The organism is Mesorhizobium sp. M2A.F.Ca.ET.046.03.2.1, assembly GCF_003952425.1.
Taxonomy (GTDB): domain Bacteria; phylum Pseudomonadota; class Alphaproteobacteria; order Rhizobiales; family Rhizobiaceae; genus Mesorhizobium.
This window is the reverse complement of the sequence record NZ_CP034449.1, coordinates 6,546,826-6,564,400: the sequence shown is the minus strand read 5'-3', so window position 1 is coordinate 6,564,400 and position 17,575 is coordinate 6,546,826. Positions and strand designations below refer to the sequence as shown.

Here is a 17,575-nt window from a genome sequence, read left to right as displayed (position 1 = left end):
ATGGAACTTGCGTATTACTCACTCCGAGAATTGCCGCGGCTCGCCATTGGCGCCATTGGCGACAAACTCTGTGGACTGGCTGCGTGCGCCGCCTCGCGAATTCGAGCTACCAGCCAAACGCAGGAATGACGGGCTGCGATACTGGCTGAGAGTCGCCGCTATCGCTCTGACTCGTAAGGAATTTCAACCACCATGCCATCATAGGCCGGCGCCACGTGCTCCGGCGTCTCGGCCATCACCACGGCGTAGTCCAGCGGCACGTGCATATGCGTCAGCACGGCCTTGTTCGGAGCCAGTTTCTCGATCCAGCCCAGAGCCTGGCCGAGCGACAGATGGCTGGGATGGGTGTTGTATTGCAGCGCGTCGAGCACCAGGATGTCGAGGCCCAGCAACCGCTCGGCGGTGGCGACCGGGAAATCGCTGATATCCGGGCAGTAGGCAAGCCCGCCGATGCGGAAGCCCAGCGAAATGATATCGCCATGGATCTGCGGCAGCGGCTCAAAGGCGAGGGCGCCCCCCTCGCCTTCGATCACCACCGGTCTCGCGTGATCGATGATATGAGCCTTGACGATCGGCGGATAGGAGCTGCCGGGCGGCGTCTCGAAGCAATAGCCGAAGGCCTGGCGCAGCCGCTCCATCGTCGGTTCGTCGGCGTGGATGTCGATCCTGTGCCGCTGGTCGTGCACAAAGCCGCGCAGATCGTCGATGCCATGGATATGGTCGGCATGCGGATGGGTATAGACGACGGCGTCGATACGCCGGACCGAAGCCATCAGCATCTGCTGGCGGAAATCCGGTCCGGTGTCGATGACGACCGTGGTGCGCGCGCCATTGGCGGCAATCCGCTCGACCAGGGCCGCCGTGCGCATGCGCCGGTTCTTCGGATTCGCGGGATCGCAATTGCCCCAATCGCCGGTGATGCGGGGCGTGCCGGGCGATGAGCCGCAGCCAAGGACGGTGAAGCGCAGCCGGTCGCTCATGTCCGCGCCATGTCCGGACGCGGCATCTTGGTGAACAGCCTGAAGAAATTGCCGGTGGTGATATCGGCGATCTCGGTTTCGCTGACACCGATGGTCTCGGCAAGAACCTTCGCCGTGTTCGTGACATAGGCCGGTTCGTTGCGTTTTCCCCGATGCGGGATCGGCGCGAGGTAGGGCGCGTCGGTCTCGACCAGGAGCCGGTCACGCGGAACATCAGCCGCGATAGCGCGCAACTCGGGGGAATTCTTGAAGGTCAGGATGCCGGAGAAGGAGACATAGCCGCCCAGCGCCACGCCGACTTCGGCCAGCCTGCGTCCAGACGAAAAACAGTGCAGAATGAAGGGGAAGGCGCCCTTCCCTGTCTCGTCCTCGAGGATCGACGCCATGTCGTCGTCGGCATTGCGCGCATGGATGACCAGCGGCAGGCCGGTCCGGCGCGCAGCGGCGATATGGGTGCGAAAACCTTGCGCCTGCGCATCGCGCGGCGCCTTGTCATAGTGGTAATCCAGTCCGGCCTCGCCGATCGCCACGACCTTTGGGTGACCGGAAAGCCGGACCAGCTCGTCGGCGGTGACGTCGAGCTCTTCCGCCGCATTGTGCGGATGAGTGCCGACCGAGCAATAGACCTCGTTGAAAGTTTCAGCGATTTCAAGGATCTGCTGAAAGCGCCTCACGCGCGTCGAGATCGTGACCATGCGGCCTACCCCGGCGGCGAGGGCGCGGGCGACGATAGCCGCCCGCTCCTCGGCAAAGTCCGGAAAGTCGAGATGGCAGTGGCTGTCGACCAGCATCAGGCGCCTTGCTCGACATAACGCGGGAACACGCCCTCCGGCGCCGGCAACGCGGCGCCGGGCACCAGCGCTTGGTCGGCATGGATGTGCTCGAAAGCACGCTTGCCCGCAGGCACGGCCAGCAGGTCGAGCAGCTTGGCCGCCGATCCCGGAATGAAGGGCTGGCAAAGGAGTGCCACGCGTCGCACCAGTTCGGCCGTTGTCCACAAGACCGTTTCCATCCGCTCCGGATTGGTCTTCTTCAGTGCCCACGGCTCCTGGGAAGCGAAATAGCGGTCCGCTTCCGCCACCACGCCGAAGATCGCGGCCAACGCCAGATGGATGCCCTGCTCCGCCATCGCCCGGCGCGAAACGGCCAGCGCTTCGATCGCCTGGTCGAGGATCGCCGTATCGGCCTCCGCCAGCTCGTCGCGCTTCGGCACCGCACCGCCGCAATTCTTGGCGATCATGGACAGCGACCGCTGCGCCAGATTGCCAAGGCCATTGGCGAGATCCGCGTTGGTGCGGTTGACGATCGCCTCATGGCTGTAGTTGCCGTCCTGACCGAACGGCACCTCGCGCAGGAAGAAATAGCGCACCTGGTCAACGCCGTAATGGTCCACCATCGTGAACGGGTCGATGACGTTGCCGACCGACTTCGACATCTTCTCGCCGCGGTTGAACAGGAAGCCGTGGCCGAAGACGCGCTTCGGCAGCGGAATTCCCGCCGACATCAGGAACGCCGGCCAATAGACCGCGTGGAAGCGCACGATGTCCTTGCCGATGATGTGCGCGTCGGCTGGCCAGAAACGCCATTTATCATCGTTTTCATTGGGATAGCCGATGCCGGTGATGTAGTTGGTCAAGGCGTCGACCCACACATACATCACATGCTTCTCGTCGCCAGGCACCGGCACGCCCCAGTCGAAGGTGGTGCGCGAGACCGACAGGTCCTTCAGCCCGGATTTGACGAAGCTCATCACCTCGTTGCGACGCTCGGCCGGACCGATGAAATCGGGCTGGCTCTCGTAGAGCGCGATGAGCTTGTCCTGATAGGCCGACAGGCGGAAGAAATAGCTTTCCTCCTCGACCCATTCGACAGGCGTTCCCTGCGGCCCGTAGCGCACATTGTCAGCGCGGACCTCGGTCTCCTCCTCGCCGTAATAGGCCTCGTCGCGCACCGAATACCAGCCGGCATAGCCACCCTTGTAGATGTCGCCATTGGCGGCCATCGCCTTCCAGATCGCCTGGGAGGACGCATAATGCCGCTCCTCGGTGGTACGGATGAAATCGTCGTTGGAAGCGTTCAGCGCGCTCGCCATGCGCTTGAACTCGGCCGAATTGCGGTCGGCGAGCTCGCGCGCCGCGATGCCTTCCTTGCGCGCCGTCTGCAGCATCTTGATGCCGTGCTCGTCGGTGCCGGTCAGGAAGAACACGTCCTTGCCGTCGAGCCGCTGGAAGCGGGCAAGCGCGTCGGTGGCGATCAGCTCATAGGCATGGCCGATATGAGGCTTGCCGTTCGGATAGGAGATCGCGGTCGTGATGTAGAATGTGTCGCGTGACATGAATGAACCGTCATGAATATCTGAATGTGAGTTGTGGCGGTGGATATCGCATCGGAACGTCGATTGCCATCCCGAGGCCAATGCAGGCCGCCCGAAAGTGGGCCAACGGCATGCATCGAACGGGCCGTCACATTCGCATCGCAGAATTCAGGCGGTCGATCATGGTCAGGGCGTGCTGCTTCTTGTCGAGATTGTAGGTCTCGGCCTCAGATATCGTGTTAAGCGCCTCCTGCCAAGCCTCAGACAGGGTTTTGGCCCTGGCGAGGTCGCCGGACAGCGCCGCTTCGCTGGCGGCGGCCGAAAGCAGATCGAGCGCGCGGCGATTGAAGATGTCGAACTGGATCGCCTGGTCGCGTCCCGCCACGGCCTCGGCGAGGCGGTGGGCGCCGGCAATGTCGGGCTTCCCGGCCGTCACCAGTGCGTCGAGCGCGCCGGCGATCTCCAGCCCGCCATATTGGGTGAGCAGGATGGCGTTGCGCGCGCTGCCCCCTGCCCGCTCGGCGAGCGCCGCGCGTGCGGCCGCATCATCCGGCGGCGGCGGTTCGACATTCTCCAGCACGGCCATCAGCTCGTCGGCCGCCAGCGGCGCGAGCCGCACCATCTGGCAACGCGAGCGGATCGTCGGCAGCAGGCTGCCCGGCGCGTGCACGATCAGAATGAACAAGGTGCGCGCCGGCGGCTCCTCGAGATTCTTGAGCAAGGCATTGGCGGCGTTGGTGTTCATGTCGTCGGCCGGGTCGACGATGACGACACGGTAGCTGCCATCATGCGAAGTCATTGACAGGAAGCGGCTGACCCTGCGGATTTCGTCCACGGTCAGCACCGTCTTGAAGCTCTTGATCTTGTCGTTGGCGGGGCGCGTCAGATGCAGCACGCCCGGATGCGCGCCGGTGGCGATCTGGCGAAACAGTGGGGACGCCGGATCGGGAACGGCAAGCGTGTCGGGCGCCGTCCTGAAATCCGGATATTTCAGAAGATGGTGCGCCAGATGGAACGCCAGCGTCGCCTTGCCGATGCCGAGCGGCCCGGCAAAGATCAGCGCATGCGGCAGCTTGCCCGCGCGGTAGGCGCCAGCGAGCATCCCGGCCGCCGTCGCGTGGCCGATCAGCCGCGGCGTTTCGGCCGGCTCGGGCACGCCGTCCAGCGTGTCGTGCTGCTCTGGGGCGATGCGTTCGAAGATCATGCCGGCGCCGTCTCGATCCTTTGCGCCGGCATCCTCTCTTCCAGCGCCGCGAAGACGGCGGCGGTGACGACATCTTCCACCGTATCGGGATCGGCGGCCGCGTCGATGACGATGCAGCGCTCCGGCTCCGCCGCGGCAATGGCCAGGAAAGCCTCGCGCCGCCGCCGGTGGATGGCCAAAGTCTCCTTCTCGAAACGATCGGCGGCGTCACCCGCGCCGCGCCGCGCGGCCGCCCGCTTCAGGCCTTCGGCCGGATCGATGTCGAAGATCAGCGTCATGTTCGGCATCAAGCCGTTGATGGCCACGGCCTCCAGCGCCTTCATGAAATCCGCGTCGAGCCCGCCGGTGACACCTTGGTAGACGCGCGAGGAATCGATGAAACGGTCGCACAGCACGATCGAGCCGCGCTCGACTGCCGGCCGGATGACCTGCTCGACATGGTCGGAGCGCGCGGCGGCGAACAGGATTGCCTCCATCTTCGGGCCGAACGGCTCGGCCGCGCCGGACAGAAGAACGTGCCTTACCGCCTCGGCGCCAGGCGATCCACCCGGCTCGCGGCTGACCAGCACCTCGTATTTCTTGGCGCGCATGCGCCGCGCCAGCCGCTCGATCTGCGTCGACTTGCCTGCTCCTTCGCCGCCCTCGAAAGTGATAAAAAATCCGCTCGCCAATCGAGACTGCCTTTGCCCGTGCTGGCCGCTGTCATAGCTCCCGTCCGACAAAAGGTCCACGAACTTGCCCGATCACAAATGTTTCTGACGCAGCCAGCCGACAGCGAGTTCCTTGGCCGCGTCGAGCGCACGCTGCGGCAGCGTGCCCACCTTCACCGATTCGGCGGCATAGAGCGGCGTCTGCTGGCTAAGCGTATCGCCTATCCAAACGCGCAGCTCACCGACCGGTTGCCCTTCCTCGACCGGCGCCGACACTGGACCCTGATAGACGATCCTGGCGGTCAGCTTGTCGCGGTTGGCTATCGGAAGAAAGATGTCCACGGGGCCCTTGGCTTTCAAGGCCAGGCCGGATTTGGCGCCGCCGAAGACCTGCGCTTCCCCGACCACCTCGTCCTTGGCGAAGATCTCGGTCTTCTGGAACGACCGCGAGCCCCAGTCGAGCAGCTTGCGCGCCTCTTCTGAGCGTTCGCGGTCATTCGCCAGGCCAGTGAGCGCGGCGATCACGCGGATGCCGTTGTGGCTGACTGTGCCGACTAGGCCGAAGCCCGCCTGTTCGCTGGCGCCGGCCACAAAGCCGTCGGCTTCGATCCCCATGGCGATCAGTGGATTGCGGTTCCTTTGCGCGATCTTGTTCCAGGTGAAGTCCGGCTGGCCGTAATAGTGGAAGAACTCCGGGTAGTCGCGCCACAGATGCAGCGCCAGCATCGTCAGCTCGCGCACCGTCGTCTGCTGGCCGTCGGCAGGCAGGCCCGTCGAATTGACGAAGGTCGATTTCGACAGGCCGAGCTGGCGGGCGCGATCCGTCATCTGCGCGGCGAAATTCGCTTCCGAGCCGGCCATGCCCTCGGCAAGCACGATGCAGCCGTCATTGGCGGCCTGCACGGTGACACCCTGGATCAGGTCCTCGACGCGGACCTCGGATTTGAGCTTTGCGAACATGGTCGAGGTCCCGGACGGCGCGCCGCCGGTGCGCCAGGCGTTTTCGCTGACGACAAACGTGTCGTCGAGCGTGATCCGCTTCGCCTTGAGAGCGTTGAAGACCACCTCCATCGTCATCAGCTTGGCCATCGAGGCCGGTGGGATCGGCTTGTCGGGGTCCTTGGCGAAGAGCACCGTGCCGGTGTCGGCATCGATCATGAACGCCTGCGTCGCCTTGGTCTCGAACAGCTGCGCGCCAGCCGGGGCGGCGCACAACAGCGCCAGCACCAATCCCAGAAGGCTGGCGAAAGGCGGAAGAACGCGCAATTGCATGAAATGTCGACCCAATCTGAGCAAAACCGGAGAGTCGCCCGGAATTGCGCCAAGACTACCCCGCGGCCAAGCTAGCAGGGTTTTTTCGGCCGGATCAACGTGCAGTGCAAATTTAATCAGTTACGCACAACCAGCGCGTCCGGCGCGCCATGCGACCAGGCTGCCTGGAGCAGGTCGTCAATGCTGCCGTGCCCGTCCGGATAGACATTGACCGCGTACCAATCATTGCCGTCGAGCTCGGTGCGCTGGATCTCCGGCCGGCCGAACGGCTCGAGCGCCGCGGCCACACGCTTGGCGTCGGCGGCTTCGTCGAAGGAACCGGCGGCGACGTAGTCGGATCCGGGCGCCTGTTCCTGGCGGTTCGATTTCTTCCACGATCGCAGGATATCGGCCGGCGACATGCCGCCGGCATCGAGCGCGGCAAAGACATCGGCGCGCTTCACCCGCTCATCCGCATAGGACAGCGAAGCCATGGCGAAGGGCGAGTTCGGCGGCAGGCCGAGATCCGGCCGCTCCGGCACGATCGGTCCGAAATCGGGCAGCACGACATCACTGGCGCCTTGCACCGTGAAGGCTGCCGGCTGCACGGTCGGCTGTTCCGACAGGCCCGGCTGCGCGGCAAAGGCCTGCCCCGAATTGGTCAACTGTCCAGGGAACGGCACGGCCGGCGGCGCGCCCACCGAGAGGCTCGGCGACGGGCCGTTCATGGCCACCATCACACCGGTCGGCAGGCCGTCCGACGGATCCGGCCGGTTGTTGCCGGGGCGGTAGGACGCCACCAGATACTGGTCGTCGTCGCCATCGAGCGGCGCGCGGCCGACATATTCGACTTTGACCCGGGCCGTGCCGACCTTGTCATAGTCGAGCATCTGCGCGGCGCGTTCGGAGACGTCGATGATGCGGCCCTCATGATAGGGACCCCGGTCGTTGACGCGAACGATCACGGAACTGCCGGTCTCCAGATTGGTGACGCGGGCATAGCTCGGCAGTGGCATCGTCGGATGCGCCGCCGTCAGATGCGTCATGTCATAGACTTCGCCATTGGCGGTCAAACGCCCGTGGAAGGCATCGCCATACCAGGAGGCCAGCCCGACCTTGGTGAAGCCCTTCTTGTCTTCCTTCGGATAATACCACTTGCCGCGAACCTGGTAGGGCTTGCCGAGCTGGTCGCGGCCGCCGCCCCGGCGCATGAACTGGACGCGCGGGCTTGCCTTCACGCCATATTCGGATTCCGCGAAATATTCCTTGGGACGGGCCTTCTTGTAGACCATCCCCTTCGGCTGGGGCTGTGAGGCGCAGGCAGCCAGCAGCAGGCCCGAAAGGGCGCACAGGGCGAAAGCAGAAGCGCGACGAAGACGCGGGCGCGTCGGAGTCTGCATGTTTTCGATTGTCCCCTACCGTGCTGCACCCGACGGAGCCAGAGGTCGCCCGTTAGGCCAACACCTTGATCCCCAATCCCTTTTGCACAGGAATTGCTTATCACGATGTTAATCGATTATGGCCGCAACAGGGCGAGATTGTGGCATGAGTGCAGAATGCCGCTCGGAAAGTCCGTGCTCGTTCGAGAACGCCCTGCTGCCAATAGCGCCGGCCACAAGATCGCCAGCGCGTCAAATCCGAATAAGAGTGCGGGTTTGTCCTGCTATTGCGGCTGCACGTTGGACGGCAGCTGTTGGGCCGTCGCACGAGACAGCTTCTGGCGCTTCGTCAAAACCGGCTTCTCATAGATCTTCTTCATCAATTCCCCCGTTAGAACATTAGCAGGTAGAGATTGGCAGGGTTTTGGCGGCATTGTCAATTGCATCTGACCGGCTTCCTGGGATTGCCCCCGGCTCCCGAGAATATGATTGAGCCTGTCCTGCGATTGACAGATCTTTGCGCGGCGCACTAGAGCATGGAGCGCATGCGTTCTTGTCGGCACAGTTTTGCTGTTAACAGGACGAAGCGCCTCGTGAAGATCACGATGGAGGGATGGCCGAGCGGTTTAAGGCACCGGTCTTGAAAACCGGCGTGGGCGCAAGTTCACCGTGGGTTCGAATCCCACTCCCTCCGCCACAATTCCAATAAAATCAAAAACTTAAGTCAAGCTGTCGGGCCGCGGCATAAGTTTTAGCCTAACCGGATATGAAAAGGCCCGGCAAGCCGAAGTTGGCCATCAATAACCAGTTGGGATCCACGGATCGGTGTCGTACCCCAAGCGATGGTCCAGGAAATTTGCGGCCTGATTTGACGGACGCGCAACAACCACCGTGCCTGTTGATTTGCAATCCAGTTTCGGTGCCGGCTTGCCGCTGCCAGCCTTCATATGTGCTGCAGGACAAGAGATTGCTGCCTGAGCGGTGGCTACCTTTTTCTTTTCTTTCGCAACGGCTGCTCCGGTGGCCGCCAATACCATTGCTACGCCAAACACAACGAGTTTCATTGAAACGCCCTCACCCTGCACAATCCGAAATGATCGCGCCTGCGTTAACGTTACGTCAACTATATGTTGTCCGCAACGACGATTCCCTGTTTCGATCTCTGGTTGCGTTCGATGAAATCGCAGGTGGCAACCATGGAAGCGATCTTCGACGACATCGCAGCAGCTCTGGGAGCCCCGCCGAGGCGGTTGCGGGCAGGCTACGGCGCCTGGCGCTACGCCTGGCTGAAAGCCGCGTCGCAGTAGGCGTGGGCATAGCTGTCGTCCGCGCTGTCGCCGGCTGAATATTAGCAGTTTCTTGTTGTAAGCCGCTGACGAGAGCATAGTCCTATCGGCGGGTACGAGGAGCTTTTGATGGAGAGTTCCATGCGACTGATCATTCTGTTGGTCGCCTGCGTCGCTGTGTTCATCGTCCGGGATGGCTTGGCCAACAAGAGCGCTTATCGAATTGCGACAGTGAAAAGCCTCGAACAGGTGGAAGGCTTCGGCCTGGTACAGAACTAGCGCCAGAAGTCGCCTGGCTCATACTGCTGGTCAGCACTCCAAGCCCCGCGATATTGCAGGCCGTTGGCCTCAGCCAATTGAGGGCTCAGCATGGGCTATCCTACCCGTCCTCGTGCTCACGCGGCGTGAGCCTGTCATGCGACACTCCGGGGCCTCGCTAGGGTCGGATGCAGGTCTGTCAGGGCTGACTTTTTCCGGGTATCCGGGTATATCGCGACTTCCGTCAAGGGGATGCGAACATGGCGCCCCCTGCGCCGACCCGGACCTTTGTGCGCACTAGCGATTCTGCAAGTCACAGCCGCCAAGAGTTGTGCGCTGCTTGTATTGGTTGGTGGGCGAAGCGTCCTGACACCCATGTCGGTCAATCGTTGGTGAAACACCGTTTATTTGATTTCTCGGACAAAATATGCTGCTTCTCGCGCCCATGAAAAAGCTCTGCCTGATGGTTCTGGCGTCGCTGGCGCCGGTCTTGCCGGCCAAGGCGATGGACAATGCGTTGCGCGCCGGCCTGATGAAACTCGATCCCGAAACCCGCCTCGAGCAGCGGTGCGACGCAGAAGTGCTCGACCGGATCAGCCACGACGATCGCAACTACAAAGCCGACCGGGTCGTGGCCTACGCCTTCGCCACGCCGCAGATGAGCGCCGATGCCATCAAGAGCTCAGGCGCCGCCTTCCGCAGCAAGGGCCAATGGTACCGGCTGAAGTTCAAATGCCAGACCGCGCCGGACCATATGCAGGTGCTGCAGTTCCGCTACAAGATCGGTGACGAAATCCCCGAATCCGACTGGGCCAAATACAATCTCTACGACTAGTTCCCGCCCGCCCGCTTGACCGGCGAACACCCGAAATGATTGAGGGCTTGCGCTGGCGGCGCCGTTTTCCGGCGATGTCCGAACCTGCGTCTTGACGCCGATGGACCATGCCTTTAGGCCCGTCCGGCAAAGGGCCATGTTCATTTCAGGCAAGGATTTCTAGTCGATGGAAATATTCACTGCCACAGGCCTTTCAGCTCTCCTCCAGGTCGTCGCAATCGATCTCGCGCTCGCCGGCGACAACGCAATTGTGATCGGCCTCGCGGCGGCCGGCCTTCCCGCGGATCAGCGCAAGCGCGCCATCATTGTCGGCATCGCTGCGGCCACGGTCCTGCGCATCGTCTTCGCCCTCATCACGCAATGGCTGCTGAGCATCGGCCCGATGCTGCTCATCGCCGGCGGGCTTCTGCTTCTGTGGGTCTGTTGGAAGATGTGGCGCGAATTGCGCGTCAGCCATGACGACGAGCGCGATGCGACCGAAGCGCTGTCGAACAACGACTACAACAAAGACGGATCCGTCGCCGGCAAGGGAGCACGCAAGACCTTCTCTCAGGCCGCCTGGCAGATCGTAATCGCCGACGTCTCGATGTCGCTCGACAATGTGCTCGCCGTCGCCGGCGCCGCCATGAAGCATCCGACGGTGTTGATCATCGGGCTGGCCCTTTCGATCGCCCTGATGGGTTTTGCCGCTTCCTTTGTCGCCCGGCTGCTGCATCGATATCGCTGGATCGCCTATATCGGCCTGCTGATCATCTTGTACGTGGCGATCAACATGCTTCTCGGCGGCGCCGTGCAGCAGTTCCCCGACCATTTTGCCTTCCTGGCGCCCTGGTTCGGGTCGGACGCTCACTAGAGCAATTCCAGGAAAAGTGTGAGCGGTTTTCCGTCCAGAATTGCGTCAAAACAAAGGGATAGAGCGGTTCGCCGTTTCCGTGAAACGGTGAAACGCTCTAGCGCTCTTCAGGGGCGAATGCCTGGCGCAAGCCTCTTGTCCTGGCCGGCGGCAGGTTTGCTTCTGTGCCGAAGCGTGCTATTGCGCCGCGCGAAATGGCTCAAAGCCGCGCCGTAGATCGACCTTCAGAGCCAAAGGCTCAATCCTCGATCTCGCCTTCACCTCTTGGAAAACAAAATTTATGTCCGCCCCACGCGTCAGTTTCGTCAGTCTTGGATGTCCGAAGGCGCTCGTCGATTCCGAGCGCATCATCACGCGGCTCCGCGCCGAAGGTTATGAGATCGCGCGCAAGCACGATGGCGCCGACCTCGTCGTCGTCAACACTTGCGGCTTCCTCGATTCCGCCCGCGACGAGTCGCTCAACGCCATCGGTTCCGCCCTTTCGGAAAATGGCCGTGTCATCGTCACCGGCTGCCTCGGCGCCGAGCCGGACGTCATCCGCGAAAAACATCCCAATGTGCTGGCGATCACCGGCCCGCAGGCCTATGAGAGCGTGATGGCGGCGGTCCACGAGGCGGCTCCGCCCAGTCACGATCCCTATGTCGATCTGCTGCCGCCGCAGGGCGTGAAGCTCACCCCGCGCCACTACGCCTATCTGAAGATTTCCGAGGGCTGCAACAACCGCTGCACCTTCTGCATCATCCCGGCGCTGCGCGGCGATCTGGTCTCGCGGCCGGCGGCGGACGTACTGCGCGAAGCCGAAAAACTCGCCAAGGCCGGCGTCAAGGAAATCCTCGTAATCTCGCAGGACACCAGCGCCTACGGCATCGACATCAAGTACCAGACATCGATGTTCGGCGACCGCGAGGTGCGGGCGAAATTCCTCGACCTTGCCGAGGAACTCGGCAAGCTCGGCATCTGGATACGCATGCATTATGTGTACCCCTACCCGCATGTCGCCGACGTCATTCCGCTGATGGCGGAAGGAAAGATCCTGCCCTATCTCGACATCCCCTTCCAGCACGCCTCGCCGCAGGTGCTGAAGAACATGCGGCGCCCCGCGCATGGCGAAAAGACGCTGGACCGTATCCGCGGCTGGCGCGAGGTCTGCCCGGATCTCGCCATCCGCTCCACCTTCATCGTCGGTTTCCCCGGCGAGACCGAGGACGATTTCCAGATGCTGCTCGACTGGCTGGACGAAGCCAAGATTGACCGCGCCGGCTGCTTCAAATATGAGCCTGTCAAGGGCGCGCGCTCCAACGACCTCGGGCTCGAACAGGTGCCGCAGGAAATCAAGGAAGCGCGCTGGCACCGCTTCATGCAGCGCCAGCAGAAGATTTCCGCCGCGCAGTTGGCCAAGAAAGTCGGCAAGCGCCTGCCGGTGCTGGTCGACGAGGCGCATGGCGCGTCCGGCAAAGGCCGCACCAAATACGACGCGCCGGAGATCGACGGCTCGGTCCACATCCAGTCGCGGCGGCCGCTGCGCGCCGGCGAGATCGTCACCGTCAAGATCGACCGCGCCGACGCTTACGATCTTTACGGATCGGCCGTCTGATCGTCCTCCAAAGCGAAGGCACACCGAATGAGAAAGGGCGCCGCGCGGCGCCCTTTCCTTTTTTGACACCAGTAACTTGCAGCTTACTGCGGCAGCTTGTCGTCGACGCCCTTGACGTAGAAATTCATGCCGAGCAGCGTGCCGTCATCGGCGACTTCGCCGTCCTTCAGCCACGGCGAGCCGTCCTGCTTGGAGACCGGTCCGGTAAAGGGGTTCCAGCCGCCGGCGATCTTCTTCGTGGTCGCCTCCGCCATAGCCTTCACGTCGTCAGGCATGTTGGTGAAGGGCGCGAGCTTTACGGCGCCGTCCTTGATGCCGAGCCACACATTGTCCGGCTTCCAGGTGCCGTCGAGCGCGGCCTGCACGCGGCTGATGTAGTAGGGACCCCATTCGTCCGTGAGCGAGGTGAGCTGCGCGTTCGGCGCGAACTTGATCATGTCGGATGACTGGCCGAAGCCGTGCAGCTTGCGCTCCTCGGCGACCTGCAGCGCGGCGGTGGAATCGGTATGCTGCACGATGATGTCGGCGCCCTGGTCGAACAGCGCCTTGGCTGCGTCGGCCTCCTTGCCGGGATCGAACCAGGAATTCACCCACACGATCTTCACCTTGAAGTCGGGATTGACCGACTGCGCGCCGAGCATGAAGGAGTTGATGCCCATCACCACTTCCGGGATCGGGAAGGACACGATGTAGCCGGCAAGGCCCTTCTTCGATTCCTTGGCCGCGATCTGGCCGAGCACGTAGCGGCCTTCATAGAAGCGGGCGTTGTAGATGCCGAGATTCTTGCCGGTCTTGAAGCCGGTGGCATGCTCGAACATCACTTTGGGGAACTTCTTCGCGACCTTCACCTCGGCGTCCATGAAGCCGAAGGACGTGCCGAAGATGATCTTGCACTTCTCGCGCGCCAGGCGCTCGAAGGCGCGGTCGGCGTCCGGGCCTTCCGAGACGTTTTCGAGATAGGCGGTCTCGACCTTGTCGCCGAGCGCCTTCTCGACTTCGAGGCGGCCCTGGTCGTGCTGGTAGGAATAGCCGAAGTCGCCGATCGGACCCGTATAGACCCAGCAGGCCTTCAGCTTGTCGGCCGCCTCGGCGGTTGCCGCGACCGACAGGGCCGCAGCCGTGGTCATCAACGCAATAAGCAGTTTTTTCATTGTGTTACCTCTCTGAGTTAAGCCTTGGAGCTTCCCGTCTTTTTGTTGTCGTCAACGATCCGGAACGAATGGCTGCCCCAACGAAGCCGGCGTGTTCATCATTGTCAGCCGCTTGTTGCGCGAGATTAGAACGAGAACCGCGATGGTTGCCAGATAGGGCAGCGAAGAAAGAAACTGCGACGGCACCGGAATGCCAAAAGCCTGTGCATGAAGCTGGCCGATCCACACAGCGCCGAAGATATAGGCGCCTGCCAGCACCCGCCACGGACGCCAGGACGCGAACACCACCAGCGCCAGCGCGATCCAGCCGCGGCCCGCGCTCATGTTCTCCACCCATTGCGGCGTGTAGACCAGCGACAGATGCCCGCCGGCAAGGCCGGCGCAGGCGCCCCCGAAGATCACCGCCAGGTAACGGTAGCGGATGACCTTGATGCCCAGCGCATGCGCCGACGTATGGCTGTCGCCGATCGAGCGAAGCGTAAGCCCCGTGCGCGTCCTGAACAGGAACCACATGACCGCCGCGGTCAGCGCGATCGAGATGTAGAAGACCGGATCCTGGCCGAAGATCAGCCTGCCGACGACCGGGATCGAGCTGATCACCGGGATATCGAGATTGGGCAGTCTCACGCCCGGCTGACCGACGAAGCTGGTGCCGATCATGCCGGAAAGGCCGAGGCCGAGCAGCGTCAGCGACAGGCCCGTCGCCACTTGGTTGGTGGCGAGCGACAGCGTCATGACGGCGAAAAGCAGCGAGAACAGCGCACCGACGATGATTGCGGCGAGCAGGCCGATCCACGGTGACCCGGTGAGATAGCCGGCGCCGAAGCCGCCGACGGCGCCCATGATCATCATGCCCTCGACGCCGAGATTGAGCACGCCCGAGCGTTCGACCACCAGTTCGCCGATCGCCGCGATCAGCAGCGGCGTCGCGGCGGTCGCAATGGTCAAAAGGATGTTGACGGTGATGTCCATCAGCGGGCCTCCTCGAGCTTGGGCGCTGCATCGAGCTTCGCGGCGTTCGGCTTCATCAGCGCCACGCCGATCAGGCGAATGCGGTAGTGGATGAGTGTGTCGCAGCCGAGCACGAAGAACAGAAGCATGCCCTGGAACACGCGCGCCACCTTGTCGGAGATGCCGAGCGCGCTCTGCACCGCCTCGCCGCCGAGATAGGTCAGCGCCAGGACGAGACCCGCGGCCACGATGCCCAGCGGATTGAGCCTGCCGAGGAAGGCGACGATGATGGCGGTGAACCCGTAGCCCGGCGAGATCACCGGCTGCAACTGGCCGATGGCGCCGGAGACTTCCGAAATGCCCGCCAGACCGGCCAGCGCGCCGGACAGAAGGAAGGTGAAGAACACCATCCGGTTCAAGCCGAAGCCGGCAAAGCGCCCTGCCCTCGGGCTGGAACCCAGAACGCGCACCTCGAAACCTTTCAGCATGCGGCTCATCATCAGCCAGATCGCTACGGCGGCGACCAGGGCGAAGACGAAGCCCCAATTGGCGCGGCCGGCATCGGGCATCAGCTCCGGCAGCACCGCGGAATCGCCGAACTGGATGGTCTGCGGGAAGCCATGGCCTTGCGGGTCACGCCATGGGCCGCGCACCAGCCAGTCGAGGAAAAGCTGCGCGACATAGACCAGCATCAGGCTGGTCAGAATCTCATTGGTGCTGAAGCGGGTCTTCAAAAACGCCGGGATCGACGCGTAGAAGGCGCCGCCGACCATGCCGAGCAAGAGCATCAGCGGGATCACCAGCGGGCCTTCGAATTGCGGGAACAGCACCGGGATGATCGAGCCGAAGATCGCGCCGAAGATGAATTGGCCTTCGGCGCCGATGTTCCAGATGTTGGCCTTGTAGCAGACCGACAGTCCGACCGCGATCAGGATGAGGGGCGCCGCCTTGATGGCCAGCTCGTGCAACTGCCAGACTTCGCTGATCGGCTGGATGAAATAGATGTTGAATGCATCCAGCGGATTGACGCCGAGCAAGGCGAACATGATGGCGCCGGCGATCATCGTCAGCGCGAAGGCAATGAACGGCGACAGCACCGAAAACAACGCCGAGCGCTGCGGACGTTTGACCAGTTCGATGCGCATCATGCGATCTCCAGGCTGTGTTCTGCGTGGCCGGGCTCGGCGCCACCCATCAAGAGGCCGATCTTCTCGAAAGTCGCCTCGGCGATCGGCAGCGGCGCCGACAATTGCCCGTTGTGCATGACCGCGATCGCATCCGACAGCTCGAACAATTCGTCGAGATCCTGGCTGATGACCAGGACGGCGGAGCCGCTGCGCGCAAGCTCGATCAGGGCCTGGCGAATGCGAGCGGCCGCGCCTGCGTCCACGCCCCAGGTCGGCTGGTTGACGATCATGACGCTCGGCTTGCGGTCGAGTTCGCGGCCGACGATGAATTTTTGCAGATTGCCGCCCGAGAGCGCGGCCGCCTCCGGATCGGGCGCGCTCTTGCGCACGTCCATGGCGGTGATGATGCGCTGGGCGGCGCTATAGACGGCGCTGTTCTTGACCATGCCGCCGGAGCCGACGAAAGCCTTGCCGTCGGTGGCGTGACGGGACAGCAGCAGGTTCTCCGAAAGCTTCATGCGCGGGGCGGCGCCGTGCCCCAGGCGCTCTTCCGGCACGAACGCAGCACCCATCAGCCGCCGGCCGGTGATGGAGAGCGCGCCGGCGTCCTTGCCGCGGATGCGCACCGAACCCGCATCCTGCTGTAGCACTTCGCCGGAGACGGATTCGAAGAACTCGCCCTGGCCGTTGCCGGCAACGCCGGCAATGCCGATCACTTCGCCGGCGCGCACGGTGAGATTGATGTTCTTCAGCGGGATGGCAAAGGGCGTCGCCGGCTTGCGCGTCAGCCCACGGATTTCCAGCAGCGCCGGCGCGGTCTCGATGCCTTCGGCCGGCGCGCGCTCCACGGCCTTGACTTCGCTGCCAACCATCATGCGGGCCAGCGATGCGGCCGTCTCCTCGCGCGGATTGCAGTGGCCCACCACCTTGCCGTGGCGAAGCACGGTGGCCCGGTCGCAGATGCGTTTGACCTCTTCCAGCCGGTGCGAGATGTAGAGGATCGATTTGCCCTCCGAGCGCAGTCGCTCCAGCGTCTCGAACAGCTTGTCGGCTTCCTGCGGCGTCAGCACCGAGGTCGGCTCGTCGAGGATGATGAGCTGCGGCGTCTGCAAGAGGCAGCGGATGATCTCGATGCGCTGGCGTTCGCCGACGGAGAGGTCGCCGACCAGGGAGTCCGGATCGAGCGGCAGCCCATAGCTGAAGGACAGCGCCCTCGCCTTCGCCGCGATGGTGCTGATTGGCGAACCGTCATTGAGCGAAAGCGCGATGTTCTCGGCCGCTGTCAGCGCCTCGAACAGCGAGAAATGCTGGAACACCATGCCGATGCCGAGCTTCTTCGCCACGCCCGGGCTGGTGATCTTGACCGCCTTGCCGTCCCAGAAGATCTCGCCCGAGTTCGGCTCCAGCGAGCCGAACAGCATCTTGACCAGCGTCGACTTGCCGGCGCCGTTCTCGCCGAGCAGCGCGTGGATTTCGCCCTTTGCGATGTTGAGATCGATGTGATCGCACGCCGTCAGCGTGCCGAAAATCTTGGTGAGACCACGAACCTCAAGCAGGTTCTGCCTGTCATGATTTGCACTCACAGTGCCTCCCATCCGGCTTCCCGGACATGTTCTGTGTTCCCGAAAGCATGGTATGCGCGGCCGGCTCCCATCGGAAAGCAGCACCCAACTTGAAAGAGCTTCAAGAATTTCAGCGGAAACTCAAGGGCTAAGATAGACCTCTTGAGAACAGTAGCAAAT

General features: G+C 63.1%; 17 protein-coding genes and 1 tRNA gene. 6 read left to right on the top strand and 12 right to left on the bottom strand.

The features are described 5' to 3' along the window. Positions 1-158: 158 nt before the first annotated feature. The 7 genes from EJ072_RS31290 to EJ072_RS31260 form a co-directional block, all read right to left on the bottom strand. On the bottom strand, positions 159-980 hold the full coding sequence (locus EJ072_RS31290; protein ID WP_126082745.1) for an MBL fold metallo-hydrolase: 822 nt from the start codon (positions 978-980) through the stop codon (positions 159-161). Next, positions 977-1,771: a TatD family hydrolase gene (locus EJ072_RS31285; protein WP_126082744.1), complete on the bottom strand. Its 795-nt coding sequence runs from the start codon at positions 1,769-1,771 to the stop codon at positions 977-979. The genes EJ072_RS31290 and EJ072_RS31285 overlap by 4 nt, the downstream gene beginning before the upstream one ends. Further along, entirely contained in the window at positions 1,771-3,315 is a 1,545-nt protein-coding gene (metG, locus tag EJ072_RS31280; RefSeq protein WP_126082743.1) for a methionine--tRNA ligase, read from the bottom strand. Before metG ends, EJ072_RS31285 begins: the two co-directional genes overlap by 1 nt. 127 nt (positions 3,316-3,442) lie before the next feature. Beyond that, positions 3,443-4,498: a DNA polymerase III subunit delta' gene (locus EJ072_RS31275; protein ID WP_126082742.1), complete on the bottom strand. Its 1,056-nt coding sequence runs from the start codon at positions 4,496-4,498 to the stop codon at positions 3,443-3,445. Continuing rightward, the gene (gene tmk, locus EJ072_RS31270) at positions 4,495-5,169 is read right to left on the bottom strand and encodes a dTMP kinase (protein ID WP_126082741.1); all 675 of its coding nucleotides are present in this window, start codon (positions 5,167-5,169) and stop codon (positions 4,495-4,497) included. The genes EJ072_RS31275 and tmk overlap by 4 nt, the downstream gene beginning before the upstream one ends. 72 nt (positions 5,170-5,241) lie before the next feature. Further along, the gene (locus tag EJ072_RS31265) at positions 5,242-6,420 is read right to left on the bottom strand and encodes a D-alanyl-D-alanine carboxypeptidase family protein (protein WP_126082740.1); all 1,179 of its coding nucleotides are present in this window, start codon (positions 6,418-6,420) and stop codon (positions 5,242-5,244) included. Positions 6,421-6,536: 116 nt separating this feature from the next. Continuing rightward, positions 6,537-7,799, bottom strand: coding sequence for a septal ring lytic transglycosylase RlpA family protein (locus tag EJ072_RS31260; RefSeq protein WP_126082739.1), 1,263 nt, complete (start codon positions 7,797-7,799; stop codon positions 6,537-6,539). Positions 7,800-8,385: 586 nt separating this feature from the next. Between EJ072_RS31260 and EJ072_RS31255 the strand changes: the two genes are divergently transcribed. Further along, a tRNA-Ser gene (locus tag EJ072_RS31255) sits at positions 8,386-8,475 on the top strand. 100 nt (positions 8,476-8,575) lie between these two features. Here EJ072_RS31255 and EJ072_RS31250 read toward each other — a convergent pair. Continuing rightward, complete coding sequence (locus tag EJ072_RS31250) at positions 8,576-8,842, bottom strand: hypothetical protein (RefSeq protein WP_126060970.1); 267 nt, start codon at positions 8,840-8,842, stop codon at positions 8,576-8,578. A 111-nt stretch (positions 8,843-8,953) separates the two neighbouring features. Between EJ072_RS31250 and EJ072_RS37400 the strand changes: the two genes are divergently transcribed. The 5 genes from EJ072_RS37400 (at position 8,954) to rimO (ending at position 12,604) form a co-directional block, all read left to right on the top strand. Then, positions 8,954-9,085 (top strand): hypothetical protein, encoded by a 132-nt coding sequence (locus tag EJ072_RS37400; RefSeq protein ID WP_281059501.1) that lies wholly within the window; start codon positions 8,954-8,956, stop codon positions 9,083-9,085. 120 nt (positions 9,086-9,205) lie between these two features. Further along, complete coding sequence (locus EJ072_RS36195) at positions 9,206-9,343, top strand: hypothetical protein (RefSeq protein WP_189343134.1); 138 nt, start codon at positions 9,206-9,208, stop codon at positions 9,341-9,343. Positions 9,344-9,749: 406 nt separating this feature from the next. Then, the gene (locus EJ072_RS31245; RefSeq protein WP_126082738.1) at positions 9,750-10,157 is read left to right on the top strand and encodes a DUF930 domain-containing protein; all 408 of its coding nucleotides are present in this window, start codon (positions 9,750-9,752) and stop codon (positions 10,155-10,157) included. A gap of 166 nt (positions 10,158-10,323) precedes the next feature. Continuing rightward, positions 10,324-11,010, top strand: coding sequence for a TerC family protein (locus EJ072_RS31240; protein ID WP_126082737.1), 687 nt, complete (start codon positions 10,324-10,326; stop codon positions 11,008-11,010). 280 nt (positions 11,011-11,290) lie between these two features. After that, positions 11,291-12,604, top strand: coding sequence for a 30S ribosomal protein S12 methylthiotransferase RimO (rimO, locus tag EJ072_RS31235; protein WP_126082736.1), 1,314 nt, complete (start codon positions 11,291-11,293; stop codon positions 12,602-12,604). Between the two features lie 83 nt (positions 12,605-12,687). On the opposite strand, the gene EJ072_RS31230 is transcribed toward rimO, so the two are convergent. Genes EJ072_RS31230 through EJ072_RS31215 form a run of 4 tightly spaced genes read right to left on the bottom strand, consistent with a single transcriptional unit; the run spans position 12,688 to position 17,428 of the window. Further along, on the bottom strand, positions 12,688-13,755 hold the full coding sequence (locus EJ072_RS31230; RefSeq protein WP_126060966.1) for a BMP family ABC transporter substrate-binding protein: 1,068 nt from the start codon (positions 13,753-13,755) through the stop codon (positions 12,688-12,690). A 51-nt stretch (positions 13,756-13,806) separates the two neighbouring features. Beyond that, positions 13,807-14,727 carry an ABC transporter permease gene (locus EJ072_RS31225; RefSeq protein WP_126082735.1) on the bottom strand — a complete coding sequence of 307 codons (921 nt, stop codon included), beginning with the start codon at positions 14,725-14,727 and terminating at the stop codon, positions 13,807-13,809. After that, positions 14,727-15,854, bottom strand: coding sequence for an ABC transporter permease (locus EJ072_RS31220; RefSeq protein WP_126060964.1), 1,128 nt, complete (start codon positions 15,852-15,854; stop codon positions 14,727-14,729). The genes EJ072_RS31225 and EJ072_RS31220 overlap by 1 nt, the downstream gene beginning before the upstream one ends. Next, positions 15,851-17,428 carry an ABC transporter ATP-binding protein gene (locus tag EJ072_RS31215; RefSeq protein WP_189343133.1) on the bottom strand — a complete coding sequence of 526 codons (1,578 nt, stop codon included), beginning with the start codon at positions 17,426-17,428 and terminating at the stop codon, positions 15,851-15,853. The genes EJ072_RS31220 and EJ072_RS31215 overlap by 4 nt, the downstream gene beginning before the upstream one ends. Between the last annotated feature and the right edge of the window lie 147 nt (positions 17,429-17,575).